The organism is Bradyrhizobium sp. (assembly GCF_028868675.1).
Lineage (GTDB): Bacteria > Pseudomonadota > Alphaproteobacteria > Rhizobiales > Xanthobacteraceae > Bradyrhizobium.
Genome location: NZ_JAGWUA010000073.1, coordinates 1 through 21,032 on the forward strand (window position 1 = coordinate 1; position 21,032 = coordinate 21,032).

19 protein-coding genes and 1 riboswitch are annotated in these 21,032 nt (G+C 66.7%); of the genes, 10 read left to right on the plus strand and 9 right to left on the minus strand.

Features of this window, described 5'->3' with window-relative positions:
* Positions 1 to 183 (plus strand): DUF4175 family protein (locus KGM94_RS11860; protein WP_300258816.1); only part of this gene is annotated, 183 nt, incomplete at its 5' end.
* 112 nt (positions 184 to 295) lie between these two features.
* On the opposite strand, the gene KGM94_RS11865 is transcribed toward KGM94_RS11860, so the two are convergent.
* Both KGM94_RS11865 and KGM94_RS11870 read right to left on the minus strand, forming a co-directional pair.
* The gene (locus KGM94_RS11865) at positions 296 to 670 is read right to left on the minus strand and encodes a response regulator (RefSeq protein WP_300258819.1); all 375 of its coding nucleotides are present in this window, start codon (positions 668 to 670) and stop codon (positions 296 to 298) included.
* A 36-nt stretch (positions 671 to 706) separates the two neighbouring features.
* Positions 707 to 1,579: an MJ0042-type zinc finger domain-containing protein gene (locus KGM94_RS11870; protein WP_300258823.1), complete on the minus strand. Its 873-nt coding sequence runs from the start codon at positions 1,577 to 1,579 to the stop codon at positions 707 to 709.
* Positions 1,580 to 1,740: 161 nt separating this feature from the next.
* Here KGM94_RS11870 and ftsE point away from each other — a divergent pair, with 161 nt between their 5' ends.
* From ftsE to KGM94_RS11890, 4 genes are all read left to right on the plus strand, one after another.
* On the plus strand, positions 1,741 to 2,400 hold the full coding sequence (ftsE, locus tag KGM94_RS11875) for a cell division ATP-binding protein FtsE (protein WP_300258826.1): 660 nt from the start codon (positions 1,741 to 1,743) through the stop codon (positions 2,398 to 2,400).
* Positions 2,393 to 3,361, plus strand: coding sequence for an ABC transporter permease (locus tag KGM94_RS11880; RefSeq protein WP_300258830.1), 969 nt, complete (start codon positions 2,393 to 2,395; stop codon positions 3,359 to 3,361). Before ftsE ends, KGM94_RS11880 begins: the two co-directional genes overlap by 8 nt.
* A 92-nt stretch (positions 3,362 to 3,453) precedes the next feature.
* Complete coding sequence (locus KGM94_RS11885; RefSeq protein ID WP_300258833.1) at positions 3,454 to 4,158, plus strand: YdcF family protein; 705 nt, start codon at positions 3,454 to 3,456, stop codon at positions 4,156 to 4,158.
* An 11-nt stretch (positions 4,159 to 4,169) separates the two neighbouring features.
* Complete coding sequence (locus KGM94_RS11890; protein ID WP_300258836.1) at positions 4,170 to 4,943, plus strand: lysophospholipid acyltransferase family protein; 774 nt, start codon at positions 4,170 to 4,172, stop codon at positions 4,941 to 4,943.
* On the opposite strand, the gene KGM94_RS11895 is transcribed toward KGM94_RS11890, so the two are convergent.
* Positions 4,940 to 5,542: a gamma-glutamylcyclotransferase gene (locus KGM94_RS11895; protein WP_300258838.1), complete on the minus strand. Its 603-nt coding sequence runs from the start codon at positions 5,540 to 5,542 to the stop codon at positions 4,940 to 4,942. The genes KGM94_RS11890 and KGM94_RS11895 overlap by 4 nt on opposite strands.
* A 110-nt stretch (positions 5,543 to 5,652) precedes the next feature.
* Here KGM94_RS11895 and KGM94_RS11900 point away from each other — a divergent pair, with 110 nt between their 5' ends.
* Complete coding sequence (locus KGM94_RS11900; protein WP_300258841.1) at positions 5,653 to 6,837, plus strand: DUF2125 domain-containing protein; 1,185 nt, start codon at positions 5,653 to 5,655, stop codon at positions 6,835 to 6,837.
* 28 nt (positions 6,838 to 6,865) lie between these two features.
* On the opposite strand, the gene KGM94_RS11905 is transcribed toward KGM94_RS11900, so the two are convergent.
* From KGM94_RS11905 to KGM94_RS11915, 3 genes are all read right to left on the minus strand, one after another.
* Positions 6,866 to 7,834, minus strand: coding sequence for a 2Fe-2S iron-sulfur cluster-binding protein (locus KGM94_RS11905; protein WP_300258845.1), 969 nt, complete (start codon positions 7,832 to 7,834; stop codon positions 6,866 to 6,868).
* A complete protein-coding gene (locus KGM94_RS11910; protein ID WP_300258848.1) occupies positions 7,834 to 9,666 on the minus strand; it encodes an ethylbenzene dehydrogenase-related protein in 1,833 nt (610 codons plus the stop codon). The genes KGM94_RS11905 and KGM94_RS11910 overlap by 1 nt, the downstream gene beginning before the upstream one ends.
* A gap of 306 nt (positions 9,667 to 9,972) precedes the next feature.
* Positions 9,973 to 11,580 (minus strand): hypothetical protein, encoded by a 1,608-nt coding sequence (locus tag KGM94_RS11915; protein WP_300258850.1) that lies wholly within the window; start codon positions 11,578 to 11,580, stop codon positions 9,973 to 9,975.
* A gap of 309 nt (positions 11,581 to 11,889) precedes the next feature.
* On the opposite strand from KGM94_RS11915, the gene KGM94_RS11920 reads away from it, so the two are divergent.
* On the plus strand, positions 11,890 to 13,737 hold the full coding sequence (locus KGM94_RS11920; protein ID WP_300258853.1) for a type I secretion system permease/ATPase: 1,848 nt from the start codon (positions 11,890 to 11,892) through the stop codon (positions 13,735 to 13,737).
* Between the two features lie 533 nt (positions 13,738 to 14,270).
* The gene (locus tag KGM94_RS11925; protein WP_300258856.1) at positions 14,271 to 15,659 is read left to right on the plus strand and encodes an HlyD family type I secretion periplasmic adaptor subunit; all 1,389 of its coding nucleotides are present in this window, start codon (positions 14,271 to 14,273) and stop codon (positions 15,657 to 15,659) included.
* 48 nt (positions 15,660 to 15,707) lie between these two features.
* On the opposite strand, the gene KGM94_RS11930 is transcribed toward KGM94_RS11925, so the two are convergent.
* The 3 genes from KGM94_RS11930 to KGM94_RS11940 are packed head-to-tail and all read right to left on the minus strand — an operon-like array spanning position 15,708 to position 18,622.
* Entirely contained in the window at positions 15,708 to 16,643 is a 936-nt protein-coding gene (locus KGM94_RS11930; RefSeq protein ID WP_300258859.1) for a prephenate/arogenate dehydrogenase family protein, read from the minus strand.
* Complete coding sequence (gene hisC / locus KGM94_RS11935; protein WP_300258862.1) at positions 16,640 to 17,737, minus strand: histidinol-phosphate transaminase; 1,098 nt, start codon at positions 17,735 to 17,737, stop codon at positions 16,640 to 16,642. Before hisC ends, KGM94_RS11930 begins: the two co-directional genes overlap by 4 nt.
* Positions 17,738 to 17,773: 36 nt before the next feature.
* The gene (locus KGM94_RS11940; RefSeq protein ID WP_300258865.1) at positions 17,774 to 18,622 is read right to left on the minus strand and encodes a chorismate mutase; all 849 of its coding nucleotides are present in this window, start codon (positions 18,620 to 18,622) and stop codon (positions 17,774 to 17,776) included.
* A 156-nt stretch (positions 18,623 to 18,778) separates the two neighbouring features.
* Positions 18,779 to 18,858, plus strand: a riboswitch (SAM riboswitch).
* Positions 18,859 to 18,964: 106 nt separating this feature from the next.
* On the opposite strand from KGM94_RS11940, the gene KGM94_RS11945 reads away from it, so the two are divergent.
* Positions 18,965 to 20,161 (plus strand): homoserine O-acetyltransferase, encoded by a 1,197-nt coding sequence (locus tag KGM94_RS11945; RefSeq protein ID WP_300258868.1) that lies wholly within the window; start codon positions 18,965 to 18,967, stop codon positions 20,159 to 20,161.
* Between the two features lies 1 nt (position 20,162).
* A complete protein-coding gene (gene metW / locus KGM94_RS11950) occupies positions 20,163 to 20,831 on the plus strand; it encodes a methionine biosynthesis protein MetW (protein ID WP_300258872.1) in 669 nt (222 codons plus the stop codon).
* Positions 20,832 to 21,032: the final 201 nt, after the last annotated feature.

Here is a 21,032-nt window from a genome sequence, read left to right on the forward strand (position 1 = left end):
GATCCGCTCGGCCGGCCTCTGCACGGCCGCGAGTTCGGCGACGACTACACGGTGAAGATTCCCGGCGAGATCGACGTCCAGCGCGTCCGCCGCATCCTCGAAGAGTTGCGCCGCCGCCTTGGCGACCCCTCGCGGCCGCAGATCGAGCTCGACTATCTCGAGCGGCTGCTGAAGGATTTTTGAGGCACGAGCTCGCTCTGCGTAGCCCCGGTGGTGCAAAGCGCAATCCGGGATTGCGCGCCCGTGTTGCGCTTCGCTCCATACGGGCTACGAGACCATGATGGCGGCCGGTGCGCTAACGCTTCTTCGCCGCGAGCGCGTCCGCGACTGCGGTGCGGATGTCGGCGACCGAGAACGGCTTTGTCACGACGTCATGCACCAGCGCATCCAGGTTCGAGGCGCGCTCGCGCTGGTCGGCGAAGCCGGTCATCAACAGGATGGTCAGGTCGGGGAAATCGCGCGCGACCGACAGCGCCAGCGCGATGCCGTCCATGACCGGCATCTGGATGTCGGTGAGCAGCAGGTCGAAGGCACCGTCCTCGCGGGTCAGAATCTCCAGCGCTTCGGCGCCGTCCTGCGCGGTGACGGTCTCGTGGCCGTCCATGGCGATTGCGCGCGCCACCAGCGCGCGCATGGAATCCTCATCGTCGGCGATCAGCACGCGTGGCATGGGCCCAGTCCCGTCTGCGGTCGAATCCGGCGCCGATCATACGCTGCCGCGGCCGATGTCGCGCTTGTTGAAGAAGCGGACGTCGATATTGCGGCCTTCCGGCGGCGGCGCAGCCAGGCGCGACTTGAAATGGACGCGTTCGCCGGGCTCCAGCACGGTCTGCTCCAGCACCGTATTCCAGGCATAGACCTCCGCGCCCTGTGCGTCGCGGACCGAGAAGCGCAGCCGCGGGATGTCGACCGGCTTCCTGGTCTGGCCGACGATCACCCCCTCGATGACCAGCACCTGCTTGCCGTCGACGGTCTCGGAGGTCAGCTTGACGTCCTTGAAAGCAAGCCCGCGCAGGTTCACCTCCAGCCCCACCAGGCGGTAGAACGCGGCGGTCTGCGGCAGCAGGCGGACCATGTCGGCGCGCCAGACGACCAGGGCGACGGCGAGCGCCCCCATGGCGGCGCAGGCGGTCGGCAGGCCGATCGGGGATTTTCGCGACGCCGTGCCGTGCGGCCGACTCGACCGGCGGCGGAACAGCCGGCGAAACCAGGATTGATGCGGCGTTTCGGCGGAATCCTCGTCGTCGCCGGCAACGCGGGCCGCGACGGACCAGTCCTCCTTGGTGTCCTCGGCCGGCCAGTCGCCGGCGATCGGGGGGCTTTCGACCACGGGCGTGTCGCCGCCGCCGTCCTCCTTGGCGTAGGAGTTCCACTCATCCGCGGGGTCGCTCTTGCCCTGGTCGTTCTCGGCCTGGCTGGCGACCGCCAATGCCGGGGCGGGGGCCTCCTCGACGGCATCCTCCGGGCGCGCCAGCCAGGTCTCCTTGCAGCGGGAGCAGCGGACCGTCCGGCCGTTCGCGCCGAGGCTCGAGAGCTTGATGGCGTAGGATGTCGTACAATGGGGGCAGACGATGTGCATGGAGCAGCCTCGGCGGTGACCCGGCCGCGCGGACCTGGGCGCATCGGATGCTACAAGGCGAGCGTTAACGAATCGGAAACCATAACGGCCTCACAAGGCCTTCATCGCGTGCGGCGGACCGTCGTGTTGCGCGTCCCGCCTCCTGTCGAACGGAGCTGAGCTTGGTTCGGTTCGAAAATGTCGGACTGCGTTACGGTTTGGGGCCGGAGATCCTGCGCGACCTGAGCTTCCAGATTCCGGCGCATTCCTTCCAGTTCCTCACCGGGCCGTCCGGCGCCGGCAAGACGTCGCTGCTGAAGCTGTTGTTCCTGTCGCTGCGGCCGACGCGCGGCCTGGTCAATCTGTTCGGCCACGACGTCTCGCTGCTCGGCAAGGACGAGATCGCGGATCTACGCAAGCGGATCGGCATCGTATTGCAGGATTTTCGCCTGCTCGACCACATGACGACCTACGAGAACGTGGCGCTGCCGTTCCGCGTCATGGGGCGCAGCGAATCGAGCTACCGCAAGGAGGTCATCGACCTCCTGCGCTGGGTCGGGCTTGGCGAGCGCATGGACGCGCTGCCGCCGATCCTGTCCGGAGGCGAGAAGCAGCGCGCCGCGATCGCGCGGGCGGTGATCTCGCGGCCGCAGCTCCTGCTCGCGGACGAGCCGACCGGCAGCGTCGATCCGACGCTCGGGCGCCGGCTGCTGCGGCTGTTCATCGAGCTGAACAAGTCCGGCACCGCCGTGATCATCGCGACCCACGACATCGCCTTGATGGACCAGTACGAGGCGCGCCGCTTCGTGCTGCACCAGGGACGGCTGCACGTCTATGAGTAGGGGCGAAGAGCGCGGCGTGCTGGTCGACCTCGGACAGGAGCGTCCGCAGGTCCCGGTCAAGGCGCGCAACATGTCGCCGATCGTGCCGCGCGCCTCGATCCATGGCCGCGCGCTGGTCGCCGTCGTCGCCATCATGACCTTCCTCGCATCGATGGCGACGGGCACCGTGCTGCTGGTGAGCGCATCCGCGGCCGAATGGCAGTCGGACGTCGCAAGCGAGATCACGATCCAGGTCCGGCCGCAGGCCGGGCGCGATCTCGATCGCGATGTCGCCGCGGTCGCCGAGGCGATGCGCGCACAGCCCGGCATCGTCGAGGTCAGGCCGTTCAGCAAGGACGAATCCGGCAAGCTGCTCGAGCCATGGCTCGGCAGCGGCCTGTCGCTGGACGATCTGCCGGTGCCACGGATGATCATCGCCCGCGTGCAGCCGGGCAAGCCGATCGACCTCGCCGCCCTGCGCGGCCGCGTGACGCAGGCCGCGCCGTCGGCGAGCGTCGACGATCACCGCGCCTGGATCGAGCGCATGCGTTCGATGACCAACGCCACCGTGCTCGCCGGTCTCGGCATATTGGGGCTCGTCATCGTCGCCACCATCCTGTCCGTCTCCTTCGCCACGCGCGGCGCCATGGCCGCCAACCGCCCGATCGTCGAGGTCCTGCACTTCGTCGGCGCCGGCGACCGCTACATCGCCAACCGCTTCCTGCGGCATTTCCTCAGGCTCGGGCTCGAGGGCGGCGTGATCGGCGGCGGCCTCGCCATGCTCGTCTTCGGCTTCTCTGAATCGATCGCCGGTTGGTTCTCGGGCACCCCGATCGGCGACCAGTTTGCGGCGCTGCTCGGCACCTTCTCGCTGCGTCCCTCCGGCTACGTCGTGCTGGCCGTGCAGGCGGTCCTGATCGGAGCGATCACCGCGGTCGCCTCCCGCCAGACGCTGTTCGCGACGCTCAATGACATCGAGTAGCGGTTGCGTCCGTCGCGCAGGTCCGGCAAACCGGATTCCACTTCGTGCAAAAAGGTCCTAAAATCGTCGAGGGAAGGGATCACCGACAGCCGATGAGTTCGCCGACCGACGCATCCTCGCAAAACCTGCCGCGCGGCTGGCTGCGCGCGACCGCCGTCTCGATGGTTGCGCTCGCCTTTGTCGGCGCCGCGGCCGGCTTCGTGGCGTTCCTGTCGCAGCTCCGCGGCGCCGAGGTGGTGCCGGACCGCAGGGCCGACGGCATCGTGGTCCTGACCGGCGGCTCCTCGCGGGTATCGGATGCGATGGTGCTGCTTGCCGCAGGCTACGGCAAGCGGCTCCTGATCTCCGGCGTGCATCCAACCAGCACGGCGAACGACATCTCCCGCACCCTGCCGGAGAACCAGTCCTTCATGACCTGCTGCGTCGATCTCGACCGCTCCGCGGTCTCGACCCGCGGCAATGCCGCCGAGACGCGGCGCTGGGCGCACGAGCGCGGCTTCAAGTCGCTGATCGTGGTAACCTCGAACTACCACATGCCCCGTGCCATCGTGGAATTCTCGCACGCGATGCCCGACACCGGCCTGATCCCGTTCGCGGTGGTCGGGGACAAATGGCGCGAGGAGCCGTGGTGGACCTCGCCTTCGACGCTGCGGCTCCTGCTGTCCGAATACGTGAAATATGTCGCGGCGGAGCTGCGGGTGCGGCTCGCCGATCTCGGGCTTGACGTGACGGGCGAATTGTCGGAGCAGCCGGCGGGACTGCCCTCGAAGCGGCCCGCCACCGCGCAGGCCAATTGATCGGATTCTCGATGGTCTCGATATTTCTGCGTTCGTTGCTGTTCAACGTGCTGTTCTATGCCGTGCTGGTGTGCCTGGTGATCATGGCGCTGCCGACCTTCCTGATGCCGCCGCGTGCGACGCTCACGGTGGCCAAATGGTGGGCGAATGCCACCCTGGTCCTGATGCGCGTGATCTGCAACATCAGGGTCGAGTTTCGCGGCGTCGAGAACATCCCGGCGGGGCCGCTGGTGATCGCGTCGAAGCACCAGTCGTTCTGGGAGACCATCGTGCTCCCGCAGTTCTTCGATCGACCGATCTTCATCCTCAAGCGTCAGTTGACGTACATCCCGGTGTTCGGCCAGTTCCTGGTCAAGACCGGCATGATCGCGATCGACCGCACCGCCGGCGTCAAGGCGCTGCTCGACATGACGCGGCGGGCGCGCGACGCCGTGCGCGGCGGCTGCCAGCTCGTGATCTTCCCGGAAGGAACGCGCCGCGCGCCGGGTGCGGCGCCGGACTACAAGACCGGCTTCGCCCAGATCTATGCCGCCTGTGGCGTGCCCTGCCTGCCGATCGCGCTCAACTCGGGTCTGTTCTGGCCGCGCCGCACCTTCATGCGCTATCCGGGCACGCTGGTGGTGGAGTTCCTCGCGCCGCTGCCGCCGGGCCTGCCCAAGGACGAATATCTCTCCCGCGTCCGCAACGCGATCGAGGACGCGACCGGGCGCATCGTCGAGGCCGGGCGGCGCGAGCAGGAGCAGTTGCTCGGCCGCGCGCCGAGCTACGTGCCGTCGGGCGGCTAAAGGCTCGCGTCCGTGGATCGTGCGGGGTGCAGGGAATGCGCATCATGCAGCATCGAGGCGAGCTGATGCAGTTGCGCGTCGCGAAAGCCTTCGGCCTCGATCGCCTTCACCGTCGCGGTCACGTAGTCGCGATTGGCGCCGGACTGGCCGTGGCCCTGCAGCACGTGGCGATGCTGCTCGGCAAGCGACAATCGTCCCGCATATTGCACATGGCCGCGATCGACGACGTAGGCGAGCGCGCTGACGCGCTGCCGCGCGTCGCTCTCGAGCCACACCGAGCGCATCACCTCGCGATAGACCGAGGTGACCTGCTCGCGTTCGCGCAAGTACGCGACGGTGGCGGCGCGATTTTTCTCGGCGATGCGGAAGGCGATGCCGCGGCAGGCTCCGCCGCGGTCGAGTCCGAGCACCAGGCCCGGCTTCTCCGGCGTGCCGCGATGAACGAAGGAATAGACGCAGAGCGCGCGATGTTCGCCGACCAGCCGCGCCGGGACGCGCTCCTCGAACGCGAAGCCCGGCCGCCACATCAGCGAGCCATAGCCGAACACCCAGAGGTCGCCATTCGTGGTCGCAACGGAGGGGTGGATGATGTCCGACATGGCGGGCACGGCTACCAGAACGTCTGGCCCGCGCGAAGCGAAATCTCCGTCTTTCGTCGCAGCCCGGCCTCGCTTACATTTGCCAAAATCCGGGGTCAAAGGGTCACCGCATGTCCGATATGACCGCCGCCGCAGGCCGGCGCCCCCGTTGGGGCCTTTTCATCGCTCCCGTCCTCCTTCTGATCCTCGCAGCCGCCTGGAGCGGCTTCTGGTTCTATGCCGCTTCGCAGGCCCAGGTCGCCGCGGACGCCTGGCGGGCGCAGGAGGCCAAGGCCGGGCGCATCTATGATTGCGCCAAGCGCTCGATCTCGGGCTTTCCGTTCCGTTTCGAGATCCAGTGCTCCGGCGCCAGCGTGTCGCTGGTGTCGCAGACCGCGAGCAAGACGCCGTTCACGGCGAAGCTCGACAACATCCTGGTCGTGGGCCAGGTCTACGATCCCAAGCTCGTGATCGCGGAGTTCTCCTCGCCCGCGACGCTGACCGACGGCGTCACGCAGACCTCGTTCGTGGTGAACTGGAGCAAGGGCCGCAGCAGCGTGTTCGGACTGCCGGCCGTGCCGCAGCGCGCCGCGATCGTGTTCGACGATCCCACCGTCAACCGTCTCGACGGATCGGTGCAGGTGCCGCTGGCGCGCGCCAGGCAGGTCGAGCTGCACGCGCGCCTCGCCGAGGGATCGCCGTTCGATCATCCCGTGATCGAGACCGCGCTGCAGATCGCGCAAGGCAGCATCCAGGGTCTGCATCCCCTGCTGTCCGAACCGTTCGAGGCGGACGTGCGGGCGAAGGTCACCGGCCTGTCGGATTTTTCGCCGAAACCCTGGCCGCAGCGTTTCCGCGAGCTGCAGGCGGCGGGCGGCCATGTCGAGATCGTGCAGTCGCGCATTCAGCAGGGCGGGATGATCGCGGTCGCTGCCGGCACGCTGGGGCTCTCCGCCAACGGCCGGCTCGACGGCGAATTGCAGATGACGGTTACGGGACTGGAGCGTGTGATCCCCGCGCTCGGCATCGAAAAGATGCTGGAGGAGGGCGTACCGCAGGCGACGCTCGACCGTGTCGCGCCGGGCGTCAAGACGCAAGACCTCAACAATCTCTTCGGCGCGCTCGACCGCGCCATTCCGGGCCTCGGCAAGGTGGTGAAGCAGAACGCCACGGTCGGGGTTGCCGCCGGCATCAACGCGCTCGGCACCGAAAGCACGCTGGAGGGCCGCAAAGCGCGCAGCTTCCCCTTGCGTTTCGTCGACGGCGCCGTGCTGCTCGGCGCGCTGAAGGTCGGCCAGATTCCGCCGCTATATTAGCCGCGGGCATGTCTGCGCCGGCGTCCGCTCAGGATGCCTTCGACGCCGGCAGTCCGGTGGGTAGGAACGGATCCGTATAGCATCTGGCTCCGGCGGCCCTGGCGGCCCTCGCCACCTGCGCGGTCATGGCGGGAGCGCCGCTGGCGTAAACGACATCGTCGGGCGAAAGGCCGGCGAGGTAGTCGGTGGGGCGCCCGTTTCGAATGGCCGTGGACGCGCGCTGCGGCTCGGACACGACCGGGATGATCACGACGTTGGGGAAGCGCGCCAGGCGGCACAAGGCCCCATACATGTAGAATGAACGGAGACATCGTGCCGCGACCACGAAGAGCAGCTTGCGATGCGGTTGCTCCTGGAGGGCGGCAACTGCAATCGACCACATCGGGGCAAAGCCGGTGCCGCTCGAAACCAGCACGATCTTGCCGGAATGGTTCGGTCGGAAGAAGGCGCTGCCCAGGGGACCGGTGATCTTGACGCGGTGACCGGCGAGGATCCCGTTGCCCAGCGCCGAAGAGACGATCCCGCCGGAAAGCTTGCGAACGTGGAAATGCAACAGACCGGCTTTCGGCGAGCCTTCCAGCGGAAAGGTCGGGCTGTAGGACCGGGCGGGAAAGCCGCGGAACTGCAGTTTGCAATACTGGCCCGGAAGATAGCGGAGCGGCTTGGGGACCTCGAGGACCAGTCGCACCACGTCGGGCGCAAGGCGCGCGACCTCGGCCACGCGCGATCGCATCGAAACAGGATCGGGCACCGGCTCGGTGACGACCTCGATGTCCGAGACGACCCGGGCCTGACAGGCATAGATCATGTCGCTGTCGTGCTCGGTCCCGCCGAAGACCTTGCCCGCGACCAGACGCACGCGGCAGGTTCCGCAGGCGCCGCTCCGGCAATCGTGCGGCAGTTCGACGCCGCTCATCATCGCGCGGTCGAGCAGCAGGTCGCCGCGATTTGCGAAGAAGGTCTCGCGGTTGAGCGTTACTTTGCAGGTTCTATGCATCACTCTACCTCGAGGCGGATCGGCCGTACGTGGCGGGTGTGCCCGATCTGGCTGTGGTCGAAGGCGGCGACGCGCATGAAGATGCCCGTCCTGATCGGGATGTCGTACTGGCTCCCGGTATCGAGCCGCCGCGCGACTTCGAGCGCCCAGTGGCCGGCCGCCCAGCGGGCCGCGCATCTGATGTCGGCGCGATCGCCCGAGACTTCGCCGGCGATGATGACGCCCGGAACGACGGATCCGACGGGGATGTCGCGATCCGCCTCGACCGAATATGGCGTCGATTCGGCGTCCGTCATGAACCAGCGTGCGCCGTCGCTTTCGCCGAGATCGGGATCGGGTGCAACGCTGCCCATGGCGGCTCTCATGGCCGCGGGATCCTTCGGCAGCCGCCGTGGTCTGACGAGACCGCCGGCCGACGTCGCATCGGCGACGAAATTGTCCGAATAGTTGGCCGTCCCGGGGTCGGGCGCGAAGCCTCCGCGATAAGGGACGCGGTTCGCCACCTGCATGGGCGTCGGCGCGAGCGGCGGACCGAAATGCGCATCGTCCATCCAGCCCGCCGGATCGGTGCTCGTGGCCTTCCATTGCCAGACGTCGGCATAGATGCCTTCGGCCATCGTGAAATGGAGGCCGCGGCCGTTCATCGCCGGCGGTGCGTCAGCTACGGGATGCGAGCCGGCATGGAAGGTTCGGTCGCCGGCGAGCGTCACATCCAGGGTCGTCAGCAAGACGGAAAATTTGTCCTCGTTGAAGGCATGTTCGTCCCCGGCCTCGTAGCCATCGTGCAGCAGGTGCCATCCGTCGTCGCGCTTGATCAGCGGTAGTTGCTTCAGGGAACGCGTCGGATCCTGCCAGACAAACAGGAAATAGGCCCATGTGCCGTCGTGAACCGCGCGGATTTCGACGCGAGACTCCCCCTTGCCGTCGAAATTGTCTCCCTGATTGGTCACGAGCGCGAACGGTTTGACGTTCCGCCAGATCGGATCGGAGGTGTCGCCGTCGAGCGCGGGCGCGCGCTCGCTCGCGATATGGTGAATCCTGAGCGTATCGACGGTCAGCCAGTCCGCCGCAACGACCACCGACGTGAAGGCGATCGCCACGGCGAGTGCGACGACGAACGGGTTGGATTGCAGGGTCACGTCCCGCGGCCTGCGTCGCGCAGCGCTAGACGGCTGCGCCGGCTGCAACGGCATGCGGTTGTCGCGTTTGCGATCGGGGTGCGCCGCCTGTGCCATCTGCTCCGACTGTTCGACCAGTAGGGTCAGCAACTCGACGGCATCGAGTCTGGGCGCCGGGCCCGGCAGGCTCTGCGGACGGACGATGCGAAACAGCTGCGACGTGCCGCCGATTTGGTAGTGCGCGAGGACGTGAAGGCCTGCGAAGGCCAACACCAGCCATGTCGCGTACCAATGCACGGTCGCAGTATCGTGCCCGGCGAGGATTCCGAGATAAAGCAAGCCGCCACTCGCGATCAGCGCCAGAATCGTCGCGAACAGCCCCCAGGTCAGAATCGCGCCGATCGCGCCCAGTCTCGCCTGTTTGCGGCCGAACAGACCGCGCAGTCGGCTCTCATCCAGCGCGACGCGCCGGGTCAGGCCGGATTTGACCAGATAGATCGCATAGGCGCTCCCAACCGCGATCAGCACCGCGGCTGCCTGCAGATGTTGCACCCAGACGTGGCTGCTCGGCAGCACGGCATCGAGCAGATTGAGCCACAAGCGGTCCCGCGCCTCGGTTGCGATGCGCAGCCCCGTGAAGAGCTCAACGCCGATCGCAGCGACGGCGATCCAGTGCAGAATGACGGTCGCATAGTCGGTCTTGCGGCGTCTCACTGCAGCGTGCTCCGGTCAATGAGGCCGAAGCCGAGGTCGATGCCGACACCGGTCCCGGAGCGGTCCAGGGTCCGGCTCTCACGGGAATTTCCTGCGTCGCGCGCCACCTTGCGCAACGACGTGTTTGAACTGGTACGCAAGCTTGTCGTCCCCACCTGTTGCATCGCCTTTCGAGGCGAGCGGAAGCTCTCTCCTCCTGCGGCTCCCCCTCCGCGACTGCCGGCTGGTCACAGCGTCCCCACGCTGGCCTGATCAGCCGATCCCGCTCCGGCGCGCCGAAATTCCGGCGCCGGAGCCATGTTCGGACTATCCCCACATGTGATGGAAGTGGTGTGCCATATCTGCGACCGGCGAATGCGACGCGTGCGAAGTCGGGTCGGTCGCGGTCTGATTGGCCGTCCCGGCACTTGCGACGGGCGTGGATGTCGTTGATGTCGCGGGCGCGACAGCCGTCGACAAGGCGTCGACGATCGTCAGTGCATCCGGCTTGTAGGTGCCGCCCGTGACCGGGATATTGTTGCCGCCGACGTCGGCAGCATTCGCGTGCATTTCGTCGGCCGCGGCGGCCACCAGCGAAGCGTTGGCGGTCTTCAGCCCCTTGATCATTGCGGACACCTCGGCCCCCAGCGTGCTGGTTTGGCCGAAAAGCTCGTTGTCGAACCGCGCCTCGAAGATGCCGCCCTGGGAGGCATCGAAGTTGGTGGCGTTGGTCTCAAACGTCTTCAGGTCGCCGATCAGCGCGGCGATCGCCTTTGCATCGTGGCTGCCGACAAGCTCCATCGCCTGCTGTCCCAGGGAGTTGGACTGGGCAATGAAATTCGCCCAGAACTGTGTCTGCGCGGTGTTATCGAGATATTTGGGGGTCGGATTCAGCGCGTCGGGAAACGGATTGAAGCCGGAGACGCCGCCCTGGTTGGCCATGTTGGCGAGATTGGTGTCGCCCTGAATGATGTCGATGATGTCGAGAATGTTGTCGTTGCTGGCGCGTCCCGCGTCCGGGCTGATGCCGGCGTCGTTGATGTAGGTCTTCTCGAGCTCGAGCTGGCGGATGACGGTGTCCGCGTGGATCCCCGTGAGGCCGCCGAACAGCGTGGGATTGGCCTTTGTCAGCGCCTGCATGTCGGCGATCACGGCATTGACGTCGTCGGTGATGACGCCCTTGTTGTCGGCGTTGACTCCGCCGAGAATGCGGTTCGCCGCATCGTTGAAGATGGCGCCGATCTCGGCGAGATTGGCGTGCGGGGCGTTGCTGGCCGTGACGCCATCGGGAAGGGTGGATGGCGCCTGCATGAACCCGCTGGCGCCGTTCTGGGTTGCGAGTGCCGACAGCGCCGGATCGTTGTTGACGACGTTGAGGATATCGAGATGGCTGGACCGCAAGGCGGCTTCGGCCGCCGCGACGCTGCCAAACGACCCGCCGCCGTTCACCGAGGCGCCGGCGGCCGTCAGTGCGGTGGAGATGTCCGACAAGATCGTCTGCACATGCGTGAGCGCGTCACCGGCAAACTGGCCGGCGTTGATCTCCGTCGTCAGGCCGTTTTGAACCGCGGTGAGATCGTTCGTGTACCTGACGATGCTGCCGTGGCCCTGGCCGCCTTCCTCCACCACGTTCTGCCACAGTCCGCCCACCAGCGCCCGCGTCGCATCGTTGAACGTCGCGCCAAGGTCGGAGAAGACAGGCGCGTCGGCCGCCGCAGAAGGCGCTGACGGAGCGGGAGAAACGGGCGTCGGAGCTGCGGGTGTATCCGGAGCCGCTGGAGTCGGATCCGCGACTTGATGATTGGCCTGGTGGATGTGCCGGTGATGTGCATCGTTCGCAAAGCGAGCCATTTGATGTCCCCCCTGATGAGCTTGTGGACGTTGATGTCGATCCGCGCGGATCGGATGCGCTTGCGAAAAAATCTCATTAAACATCGTGTCCGCATTCAGCCGACAACGCGACCAATGCGTGCGGAAGCAAGGTGATTGACGGACGAATCTATGACGCATGCATGCATCGTCGAGAGGCATCGTCCCCCGTTGTCGGCGGAAAACCATCGGAGTCTCAAGCGACGAGCGCCTGCTCGCCGTCCTGCTGAAGCGTTGGGCGACGGCGAGTCGTCATGCAACTTCACGGCAGCCGCGGCGATGAAATCGTTCCTCGTCCAATTGTCGCCGGAAAATGGTCGGCATCGGCTGTCAAGCAATCATCGATGTTTTCCGACACCGGGGGGGTGCCAAGGAATGAGCGTCCATCATGATCGCTTCCGGATAGCCGCTTCACTCGACACGAAGAACTCGCCGGCTGCACCGGCGCTCGATGACTCCGTGATGCGCGGTCTGCGCGAAGCCGCCAGGCGGATGGTCGGCATCGCCGCGTTCAGCGGGGTCGTCAACGTGCTGATGCTCGCGGGTTCTCTCTATATGCTGCAAGTCTATGATCGAGTCATTCCGAGCCGCAACGTCGCGACTCTGCTCGGTCTCTCGCTGATGGTCCTGCTCGCATATCTCATGCAGGGGTACTTCGATGCGCTGCGCACGCGCATGCTGTGTCGCGTCGCGACCCTCTTCGATGTGGGCCTGCAGGAGTCCATTCACGTCGCGCTCGCGACCTTGCCGCTCCGCGGCGTGAAGCCGCTGCTGTTGCAGCAGCCATTGCGCGACCTCGACCAGATTCGCGCCTTCTTGTCCGGGATGGGGCCGACGGCGTTTCTGGATATGCCGTGGATTCCGATCTTTCTGATCGCGCTCTTCCTGTTTCATCCCGCCATCGGCATGACCGCGTTGCTCGGGACCGTCGCCATCATTGCCATGACGTTGTTCACCGAGCGCATGTCGCGCGGAGCGGCGAAGGCCGCGATGGAGTCCAGCGCGAGGCGGCAGGTGCTGGCGGATGCGACCCAGCGCAACGCCGAGGTGATCTGGGCGCTCGGGATGATTGATCGCTTTGCGGCGCGCTGGTCGCGGGCCAATGAGCGGTACCTGCGCGAAAATATCCGGGCGACCGATCTCTACGCCAATCTCGGCTCGGGGGCGAAGCTGCTGCGCTACGTTCTGCAGTCGGGAATGCTCGGTCTCGGCGCCTATCTGGTGGTCGCGGACAGGGCATCGGGAGGCATCATGATCGCGTCCTCGATCATGATGGGCCGGGCGCTCGCGCCGGTCGAGATCGCGCTCGGCAGCTGGAAGCAGCTCGTCGCCGCGCGTGAGGGCGTTGCGCGGCTGCGCGAGATCTGCAAGGCGACCGCGCGGCCGGCGCCGCCGCGGGTGGCGCTGCCGCGTCCAGGCCGCGACCTCCTGGTGCAGGACCTGGCGGTTGCGGCTCCCGGGTCCGACCTGCCGATCGTCTCGAACGTGTCGTTCGCGCTGAAGGCGGGCATGGGGCTGGCGCTGCTCGGTGCCAGCGCATCGGGCAAGACAACGCTGTCAAAGGCGCTGGTCGGGATCTGGCCGACGGTCCGGGGCGTCGTGCGGCTCGACGGCGCCGCACTCGATCAGTGGCGCAGCGAGGAACTTGGACGCCACATCGGCTACCTGCCTCAGGATGTCGCTCTGTTCGAGGGAACCGTTGCCGAGAACATCTGCCGCTTCGACGAGACCGCTACGTCGGAAGCGATCATGAAGGCCGCCCGCGTCGCGGGCGTGCACGAGATCATCCTGCGTCTTCCGGACGGCTATTCGACGAGAATCGGTCAGGGCGGCTTGACCTTGTCGGCCGGCCAGCGCCAGCGGATCGGCCTGGCGCGCGCCGTGTTCGGCGATCCCTTTCTCGTCGTGCTCGACGAGCCGAATGCCAACCTGGACGCGGACGGCGAAAACGCGCTGTGTCGCGCCATCATGACGCTGCGTCGCCAGAACGCGATCGTCATCGTGATCTCGCATCGGCCCAGCGCGCTCGCCGCGTTGAACATGGCGATGATTCTCTATGAGGGGAAGGCGATCGCATTCGGCTCATGTGAGGAGATATTCGCGCGCATTCGCACGGCCGGCGGCCAGGTCGCGCCGGCGCCACGGAGCACGTCGACGAAGAAGCCTGCGGTGGCGTCGGATGGAGGTTCGGCGCGGCTCGCCGAAGTCGCGGGGGGAATCTAGCGATGCGGTCCGAACAGGATGGGCGTTATCTCGACGCGTTTGCGCGGCACGCCGGGGCGGATGCCCAGGACGGCGGGTTTGGCCCGCAAGGCGAGGCCCTGATCGCCGAGTTGCAGCGGCTGCGGCACGCCTTTGAAGCAGAGATCCGGAGCGAGGCGCAGCGGCCGAATCCTGCCCACCGTCCGCCGGCGGGCACCTCGCGGCGCGGTCGACGTCCGCCGGCCACGCGGCCCAAACGGCGGCCAAAGAGCACGATGGGTCGTGTCATCGATGTCTGCCTCGGGCCATTCGGCTTCGGGACGGCGTCACAGGCCGAGACCGGGAACGGTCGGTCGGACGGAACGTCGAACCAGGAATCGCTGCCCCGGCGTACCAGCGCCAGCATCGTGCCGGACCATCCGTTGGCGATGGATTTGTCGACGCCGGCTCCCAAGATCGACGAAACGGCCGCCAAGCCGCCGGCATCCGATCCCGCTGGCCGACCCTCAAAGCCTGCGGGACCGGCGGCGCCGAAGGCTCCGCTCGGACGACTCGTGCAAGTCTGCAGCGCGCATGTGAAGGCCGGGGCAGGCTTCCTGCTCGGCCACGACATTGTCGAAGGTGAGGGCGATGCCGCCGATGCCTTAAAGCTGCAGGCCGGCCGGTCGTATCGCGAAGAGCTGCGGACCGGACTGCGGGTCCTGCTGATCGCGGCAGTGCTGGGCGGCGGCTGGCTGACATTGATGCCGCTCGCCGGCGCCGTGGTGGTACCCGGCAATCTGGTCGTGCAATCGAACGTGAAGGCCATCCAGCATCCGACCGGCGGAATCGTGGCCGAGATCAAGGTGGCGAACGGTGCGCACGTGGCGGCCGGCGATTTGCTGGTGCGGCTCAATGCGACCCAGGCGCAGGCCGGTCTTCAGATGATCAGCAAGCAGCTCGACGAATTGCGCGCGCGGATCGCGCGGCTAGTCGCCGAGCGCGACGGCCTGGATCGGTTGCAGGTCGCCCCTGCGCTGTCGCAGCGTTCGACCGACGACAATGTCAGGAGCCTGCTGGCGTCGGAGGAGCAGTTGTTCAAGGCGCGCTTCAGCGCGCGAAAGAACCAGAAGGACCTGCTGCAGAGCAGGATCGCACAGCTCACCGAAGAGATCTCGGGACTGGAAGCCCAGGTGGATTCGAAGGCCAAGCAGATCGAGCTGATCTCCGGCGAGCTCGCCGGCGTGCAGGAGCTCTACGACAAGCGGCTCGTGCCGCTGGCGCGCCTGACGGCGCTGCAGCGGGAGAATGCGCGCATCGAGGGCGAGCGCGGCCAGCTGATCTCCGCGATCGCGGAGACGAAATCCAAGATCGGCGAGGCGCAGCTCCAGATCGTCCGGCTCGACCAGGACTTCCGCACCGACGTGGTCAAGGAGCTCGGCGAGACCCAAGCCAAGGAGGCCGAGCTTGTCGAGCGCGGCGTGGCCGCGCGGGATCAGCTCGACCGGATCGAAATCCGCGCCCCGACATCGGGCGTGGTCCATCAGCTCGCCGCGCACACGATCGGGGGCGTCATCCGCGCCGGCGACACGATCATGGAGATCGTTCCCGATACCGACGCCTTGCTGGTCGAGGCGAGATTGCAGCCCAAGGACATCGATCAGGTCCGCACCGGCCAGAAGGCGTTCGTCCACTTCTCAGCGTTCAACCAGCGCGTGACCCCGCAACTCGCCGGCGAGGTGTCGTTCGTGTCTGCCGATACCAGCCGGGATCCGCAGACGAGTGCGTCATACTTCACGGTTCAGGTCGTGCTGCCCGATGAGGAGCGCCGCAGGCTGGGCGGTCTCCAGCTCGTGCCGGGCATGCCGGCCGAAATCTTCATGCAGACCGGCAGCCGGACCATGATGAGCTATCTGCTGCAGCCGATCACCGAGCAGATGCATCGCGCATTCGTCGAGCAGTAGGCTGGCCGGAAACGCTCGTCAGCGCCGGTGCAGCGAGCGCTGACGAGGCTACTGCTTCGCCAACGGCGGATGCGGCCGGCCGAAATCGGGCGCGGCGGAATCCTGGCCGGTCTCGACGATGCCGCGGCGAATGGCGCGGGTGCGGGTGAAATGGTCGAACAGTGCCTCGCCGTCGCCGCGGCGGATCGCGCGGGTGAGCTTCGAGAGGTCCTCGTTGAAGGTGCCGAGCATCTCGAGCACGGCGTCCTTGTTGGCGAGGAACACGTCGCGCCACATCGTCGGATCGGAAGCCGCGATGCGCGTGAAGTCACGAAAACCGCCGGCGGAGAACTTGATCACCTCCGACGAGGTCACCTGGCCGAGCTCGTCGGCGGTGCCGACGATGGTGTAGGCGATCAGGTGCGGCAGATGGCTGGTGATCGCGAGCACGAGGTCGTGATGGTCGGGCGTCATGACCTCGACCTTGGCGCCGAGTGCCGCCCAGAAGGCGCGCAGCCGCTCGACCGCCTCGGCGTCCACGCCCTCGGGCGGGGTGAGGATGCACCAGCGGTTGATGAAGAGCTCGGCGAAGCCGGAATCGGGGCCGGAATGTTCGGTGCCGGCGACCGGGTGCGCCGGCACGAAGTGCACGTTGTCAGGCAGGTGCGGCGCCATGTCCCTGACGATCGAGCCCTTGACCGAGCCGACGTCGGAGACGATCGCGCCCGCCTTCAGATGCGGCGCGATCTCCTCGGCCACCGCGCCGCAGGCGCCGACGGGAATGCAGAGGATGACGAGGTCGGCATCTTCAACGGCTTCCGCGTTGGTCGCGACCACCAGGTCGACGATGCCGAGCTCGGCGACGCGGGCGCGCGTCTTCTCGGAGCGCGCGGTGGTGACGATTTCGGACGCCAGTCCCTGCAGCTTCGCCGCCCGCGCGATCGAGCCGCCGATCAGGCCGAAGCCGATCAGCGCGATGCGCCTGAAGTGCGGCGCCGCGTTCATTTCGCGCCCATGAAGTCGCGCAGGCCCTCGATCACGAGGCGATTGGCTTCCTCGGTGCCGATGGTCATGCGCAAGCAATGCGGCAGGCCATAATTCTTCAGCGCACGCAGCACCAGTCCCCGCCTGGTCAGGAAGGCGTCGGCCTCGTCCGACGTCTTGCCCTTCTCGGTGGGAAAGTGGATCAGCACGAAATTCGCCACGCTCGGCGTCACCTTGAGCCCGAGCTTGCCGATCTCCTCAGCCAGCCGGCTGCGCCAGGTTTCGGTGAACTGCTTCGACATCTGCTGGTGCGCGGTGTCCTCGATTGCGGCGACCGCGGCATACATCGCCGGCGTCGAGACGTTGAAGGGCCCGCGGATGCGATTGACCGCGTCGACGATGTGTGCGGGCCCGAACATCCAGCCGATGCGCAGCGCGGCCAGCCCATGGATCTTGGAGAAGGTGTGCGTCACCACGGTGTTCTCCGTGGTGGCGACCAGCTCGATGCCCATCTCGTAGTCGTTGCGCGAGACGTAATCGGAATAGGCGGCGTCCAGCACCAGCAGCACGTGCGACGGCAGGCCGGCGCGCAGCCGCTTGACCTCGTCGAACGGCAGATAGGTGCCGGTCGGGTTGTTGGGGTTGGCGAGCCAGACGAGCTTGGTCCGCGGCGTCACCGCCTTCAGGATGGCGTCGACGTCGGCGGTGAAGTTGGTCTCGGGCGCCACGACGTTCCTGGCGCCGTTCGCCATGGTGGCGATCGGGTAGACCAGAAATCCATGGGCGGTCGAGATCGCCTCGTCGCCCTGGCCGAGATAGGTGTGGGCGAGCAAATTGAGGATTTCGTCGGAGCCGGCGCCGCAGATGATGCGGTCGGGATCGAGCCCGAAGGCGCGGCCGATCGCCTCGCGCAGCACGCGCGAGGTGCCCTCCGGATAGTCCTCCAGATGGCCGGCCACATGCTTGTAGGCCTCGATCGCCTTGGGCGAGGGCCCGAACGGCGTCTCGTTGGCCGACAGCTTGAACACCTTGCGGCCCGGCTCCGGCACCGGGCTCTTGCCGGGCGTGTAGGGCGCAATATCGAGAATGCCGGGATTCGGCACGGGGCGGGACATCTTGGACTCTCCGGATTGCGGGAGGCGGTTCGCGACTTACGATTTCGCCCCGGTTTGGGGCACCGTATAGCGCGTTGCGTGGCTGCCGACGAGGGCCGTCGAGCGCACCGAAGCCCCCGCTGCGATCAGGGCAGCCTTGATCTTGTCGAGGCTGGTGGCCGATGTGACGGAGATCAGCAGCGCCGCCCCGTCGAAGGCGGTATCCGGCACCGCCACGATCTCGGCGAGCGGCGACAGTGCGCGGGCGATTTCGGCGTTCCAGCCCGCCACGCGCACGCTCCAGGTCTCGACCTCCGTCACCATGGCGCTGTCGGCGACGCGCGAGACCACGAACACCGGCAGCGCCGCCGGATGGTCGGCGCGCTCGACGAAGGGCAGCCGCGCGATGATCTTGGGCGCGCCCGGCGTTTCCAGCGTCAGCCACCACGGCGTGCGGCTCGATGTCGCCGACACCAGCGCCAGGTCGCCCTTGGACTTCGCCACCGCCTCCACTGCCGCCTGCGCGCTGAAATGTGCGACATAAGGCACGGTGAAGCCGAAATGGAAGCGCGCGGAATCGCGCATCGCTGGCTCGCTCACCGAGACGTCCGCATGCACGGCGAACGGCGCCTGCACATAGGTGAAGGTCGCGATGATGACGCGCCAGATGCTCTCCACCGTGTCGAGCGGCAGGATGCCGCGATGGCGCTCGACCAAACGGCGCATCATGTCGGCCTCGCGGGCGGGGCGGAACGCGGAGCCGACCTCCTGGGTCTGCTTCACCTGGATCAGGCGGTCGATGATGTCGCCGCGCTGCATCAGCAGGCGATGCACCTGCTCGTCGATCGCATCGATCTCCTTGCGCAATTCCTGCAGCGATGGCGGCGCGGGGGGGCGTTGGGACATGTCGGCTAGGGGCGTGTGAGTGGGCTGAACGCCCTGATTAGGCAGGATGGCCGCCGAAAGCAAAGAGAAACGACGCCCAATTCGGCTGTCTTTGCAGGGCCTCGCTTGGTTAATCGCGGCCCATGCTTGACGAAAACGGCTCAAGCCAGTAACTTTTGCCCGTTCCGTGGTCATTTGAGCCGGCCGGCTTGCAGCCACGTTAAACAACTCGCTAAACAGGCCGGGGACGTATTCGATCCCGGCCGAACCTTTGTTCAGGCCGGGTTTTTTGTGGCCTGAGTCCCGCGGTGGAATGGCCTTCGCAAGGTGGCTTGCCCTTCGCAAAACGAGGCGACAGGCAAGATGGTTGACATCAAGTCGGTACCGAGCCCCGCGATCGCGGACGAGCGCTCGCACGAGGCGGATCATCCGAGCTCGCTCGTCGCGCATTTCGGCGCCGATCAGCCGCTGCCGCTCGATTGCGGCATCGATCTTTCCCCGTTCCAGATCGCCTACCAGACCTACGGCACGCTCAATGTCGATCGCTCCAACGCCATCCTGGTCTGTCATGCGCTGACCGGCGACCAGCACGTCTTCAACACCCATCCGATCACCGGCAAGCCCGGCTGGTGGGACACCATGGTGGGGCCGGGCCTGCCGCTCGATACGAACCAGTACTTCATCATCTGCTCCAACGTGATCGGCGGCTGCATGGGCTCGACGGGGCCGGCCTCGACCAATCCGGCGACCGGCAAGGTCTGGGGCCTGGATTTCCCGATCATCACCATCCCCGACATGGTGCGCGCGCAGGCGATGCTGATCGACCGCCTCGGCATCGACACGCTGTTCTGCGTGGTCGGCGGCTCGATGGGCGGCATGCAGGTGCTGCAGTGGACGGCCGCCTATCCGCGCCGCGTGTTCTCCGCGCTGCCGATCGCCTGCGCGACGCGCCATTCGGCGCAGAACATCGCGTTCCACGAGCTCGGTCGCCAGGCCATCATGGCCGATCCGGACTGGCGCGGCGGGCGTTACGTCGACCAGGCCTCGCATCCGCATCGCGGGCTCGCGGTCGCGCGCATGGCGGGCCACATCACCTATCTCTCCGACGCGGCGCTGCATCGCAAGTTCGGCCGCCGCATGCAGGATCGCGACCTGCCGACGTTCTCGTTCGACGCGGATTTCCAGGTCGAGAGCTATCTGCGCTACCAGGGCTCGTCCTTCGTCGAACGGTTCGATGCCAACAGCTACCTCTATCTGACGCGCGCGATGGACTATTTCGACATCGCCGCCGATCACGGCGGCGTGCTGGCGAAGGCGTTCGTCGACATCAAGACCCGCTTCTGCGTGGTGTCCTTCACCAGCGACTGGCTGTTCCCGACCTCGGAGTCGCGCGCGCTGGTCCATGCGCTCAATGCCTCGAGCGCGCGGGTGTCGTTCGCCGAGATCGAGACCGATCGCGGCCACGACGCCTTCCTGCTCGACGTTCCCGAATTCTTCGACATCTCCCGCGCCTTCCTGCAATCGGCTGGCCGTGCGCGCGGGCTGAAGAGCGGAGGCTGACATGGCGGTCCAGGAGCAGACCCTGCCGCTGCCGGGCATCGCGCCCGATCGCACCGGCAAATATCGCACCGACCATCTCCTGGTCGCCAGCATGGTCGAGCCCGGCTCGCGGGTGCTCGACGTCGGCTGCGGCGACGGCGAGCTGCTGCAATTGCTGGAGAGCCGCGGCATCGACGGACGCGGCATCGAATTGTCGCGCGAGGGCGTAAACCGCTGCGTCGCCAGGGGGCTCGCGGTGGTGCAGGGCGACGCCGACACGGACCTCGTCAACTATCCCGACGACGCCTTCGACTACGTGATCCTGTCGCAGACCCTGCAGGCGACGCGGCAGCCGAAAGTCGTGCTGGAGAACCTCTTGCGCATCGGCCGCCGCGCCATCGTGTCGTTCCCGAATTTCGGCTTCTGGAAGATGCGGCTGCAGCTCCTGATCGGCGGTCACATGCCGCGCACCGAAAACCTGCCGGCGACCTGGTACGACACCGCCAACATCCATTTCTGCACCATCAAGGATTTCGTGCAGCTCTGCGACGAGATCAACGTCAAGATGGAGCGCGCGGTCGCGCTCGATCTCTACGGCCGCCCGGTGCCGCTGAACCTGCCCTGGTGGGTGTGGAACATGTTCGGCGAGCAGGGGGTATTCTTGCTCAGCAGGGGCGAGAAGGGGAAATAGCTGTCATTGCGATAGCGACCAAGCAATCCAGTCTGTCCCGCGGATGCACTCTGGATTGCTTCGCCGCGCTCGCAACGCAGCCCGTAGCCCGGATGGAGCGAAGCGCAATCCGGGGCAGATCGTGCCGGATTCGGGAATCCCGGATTATGCTTCGCTCCATCCGGGCTACGCAACTGGCCGGCTGAGCCGGGGCGGAGGAAG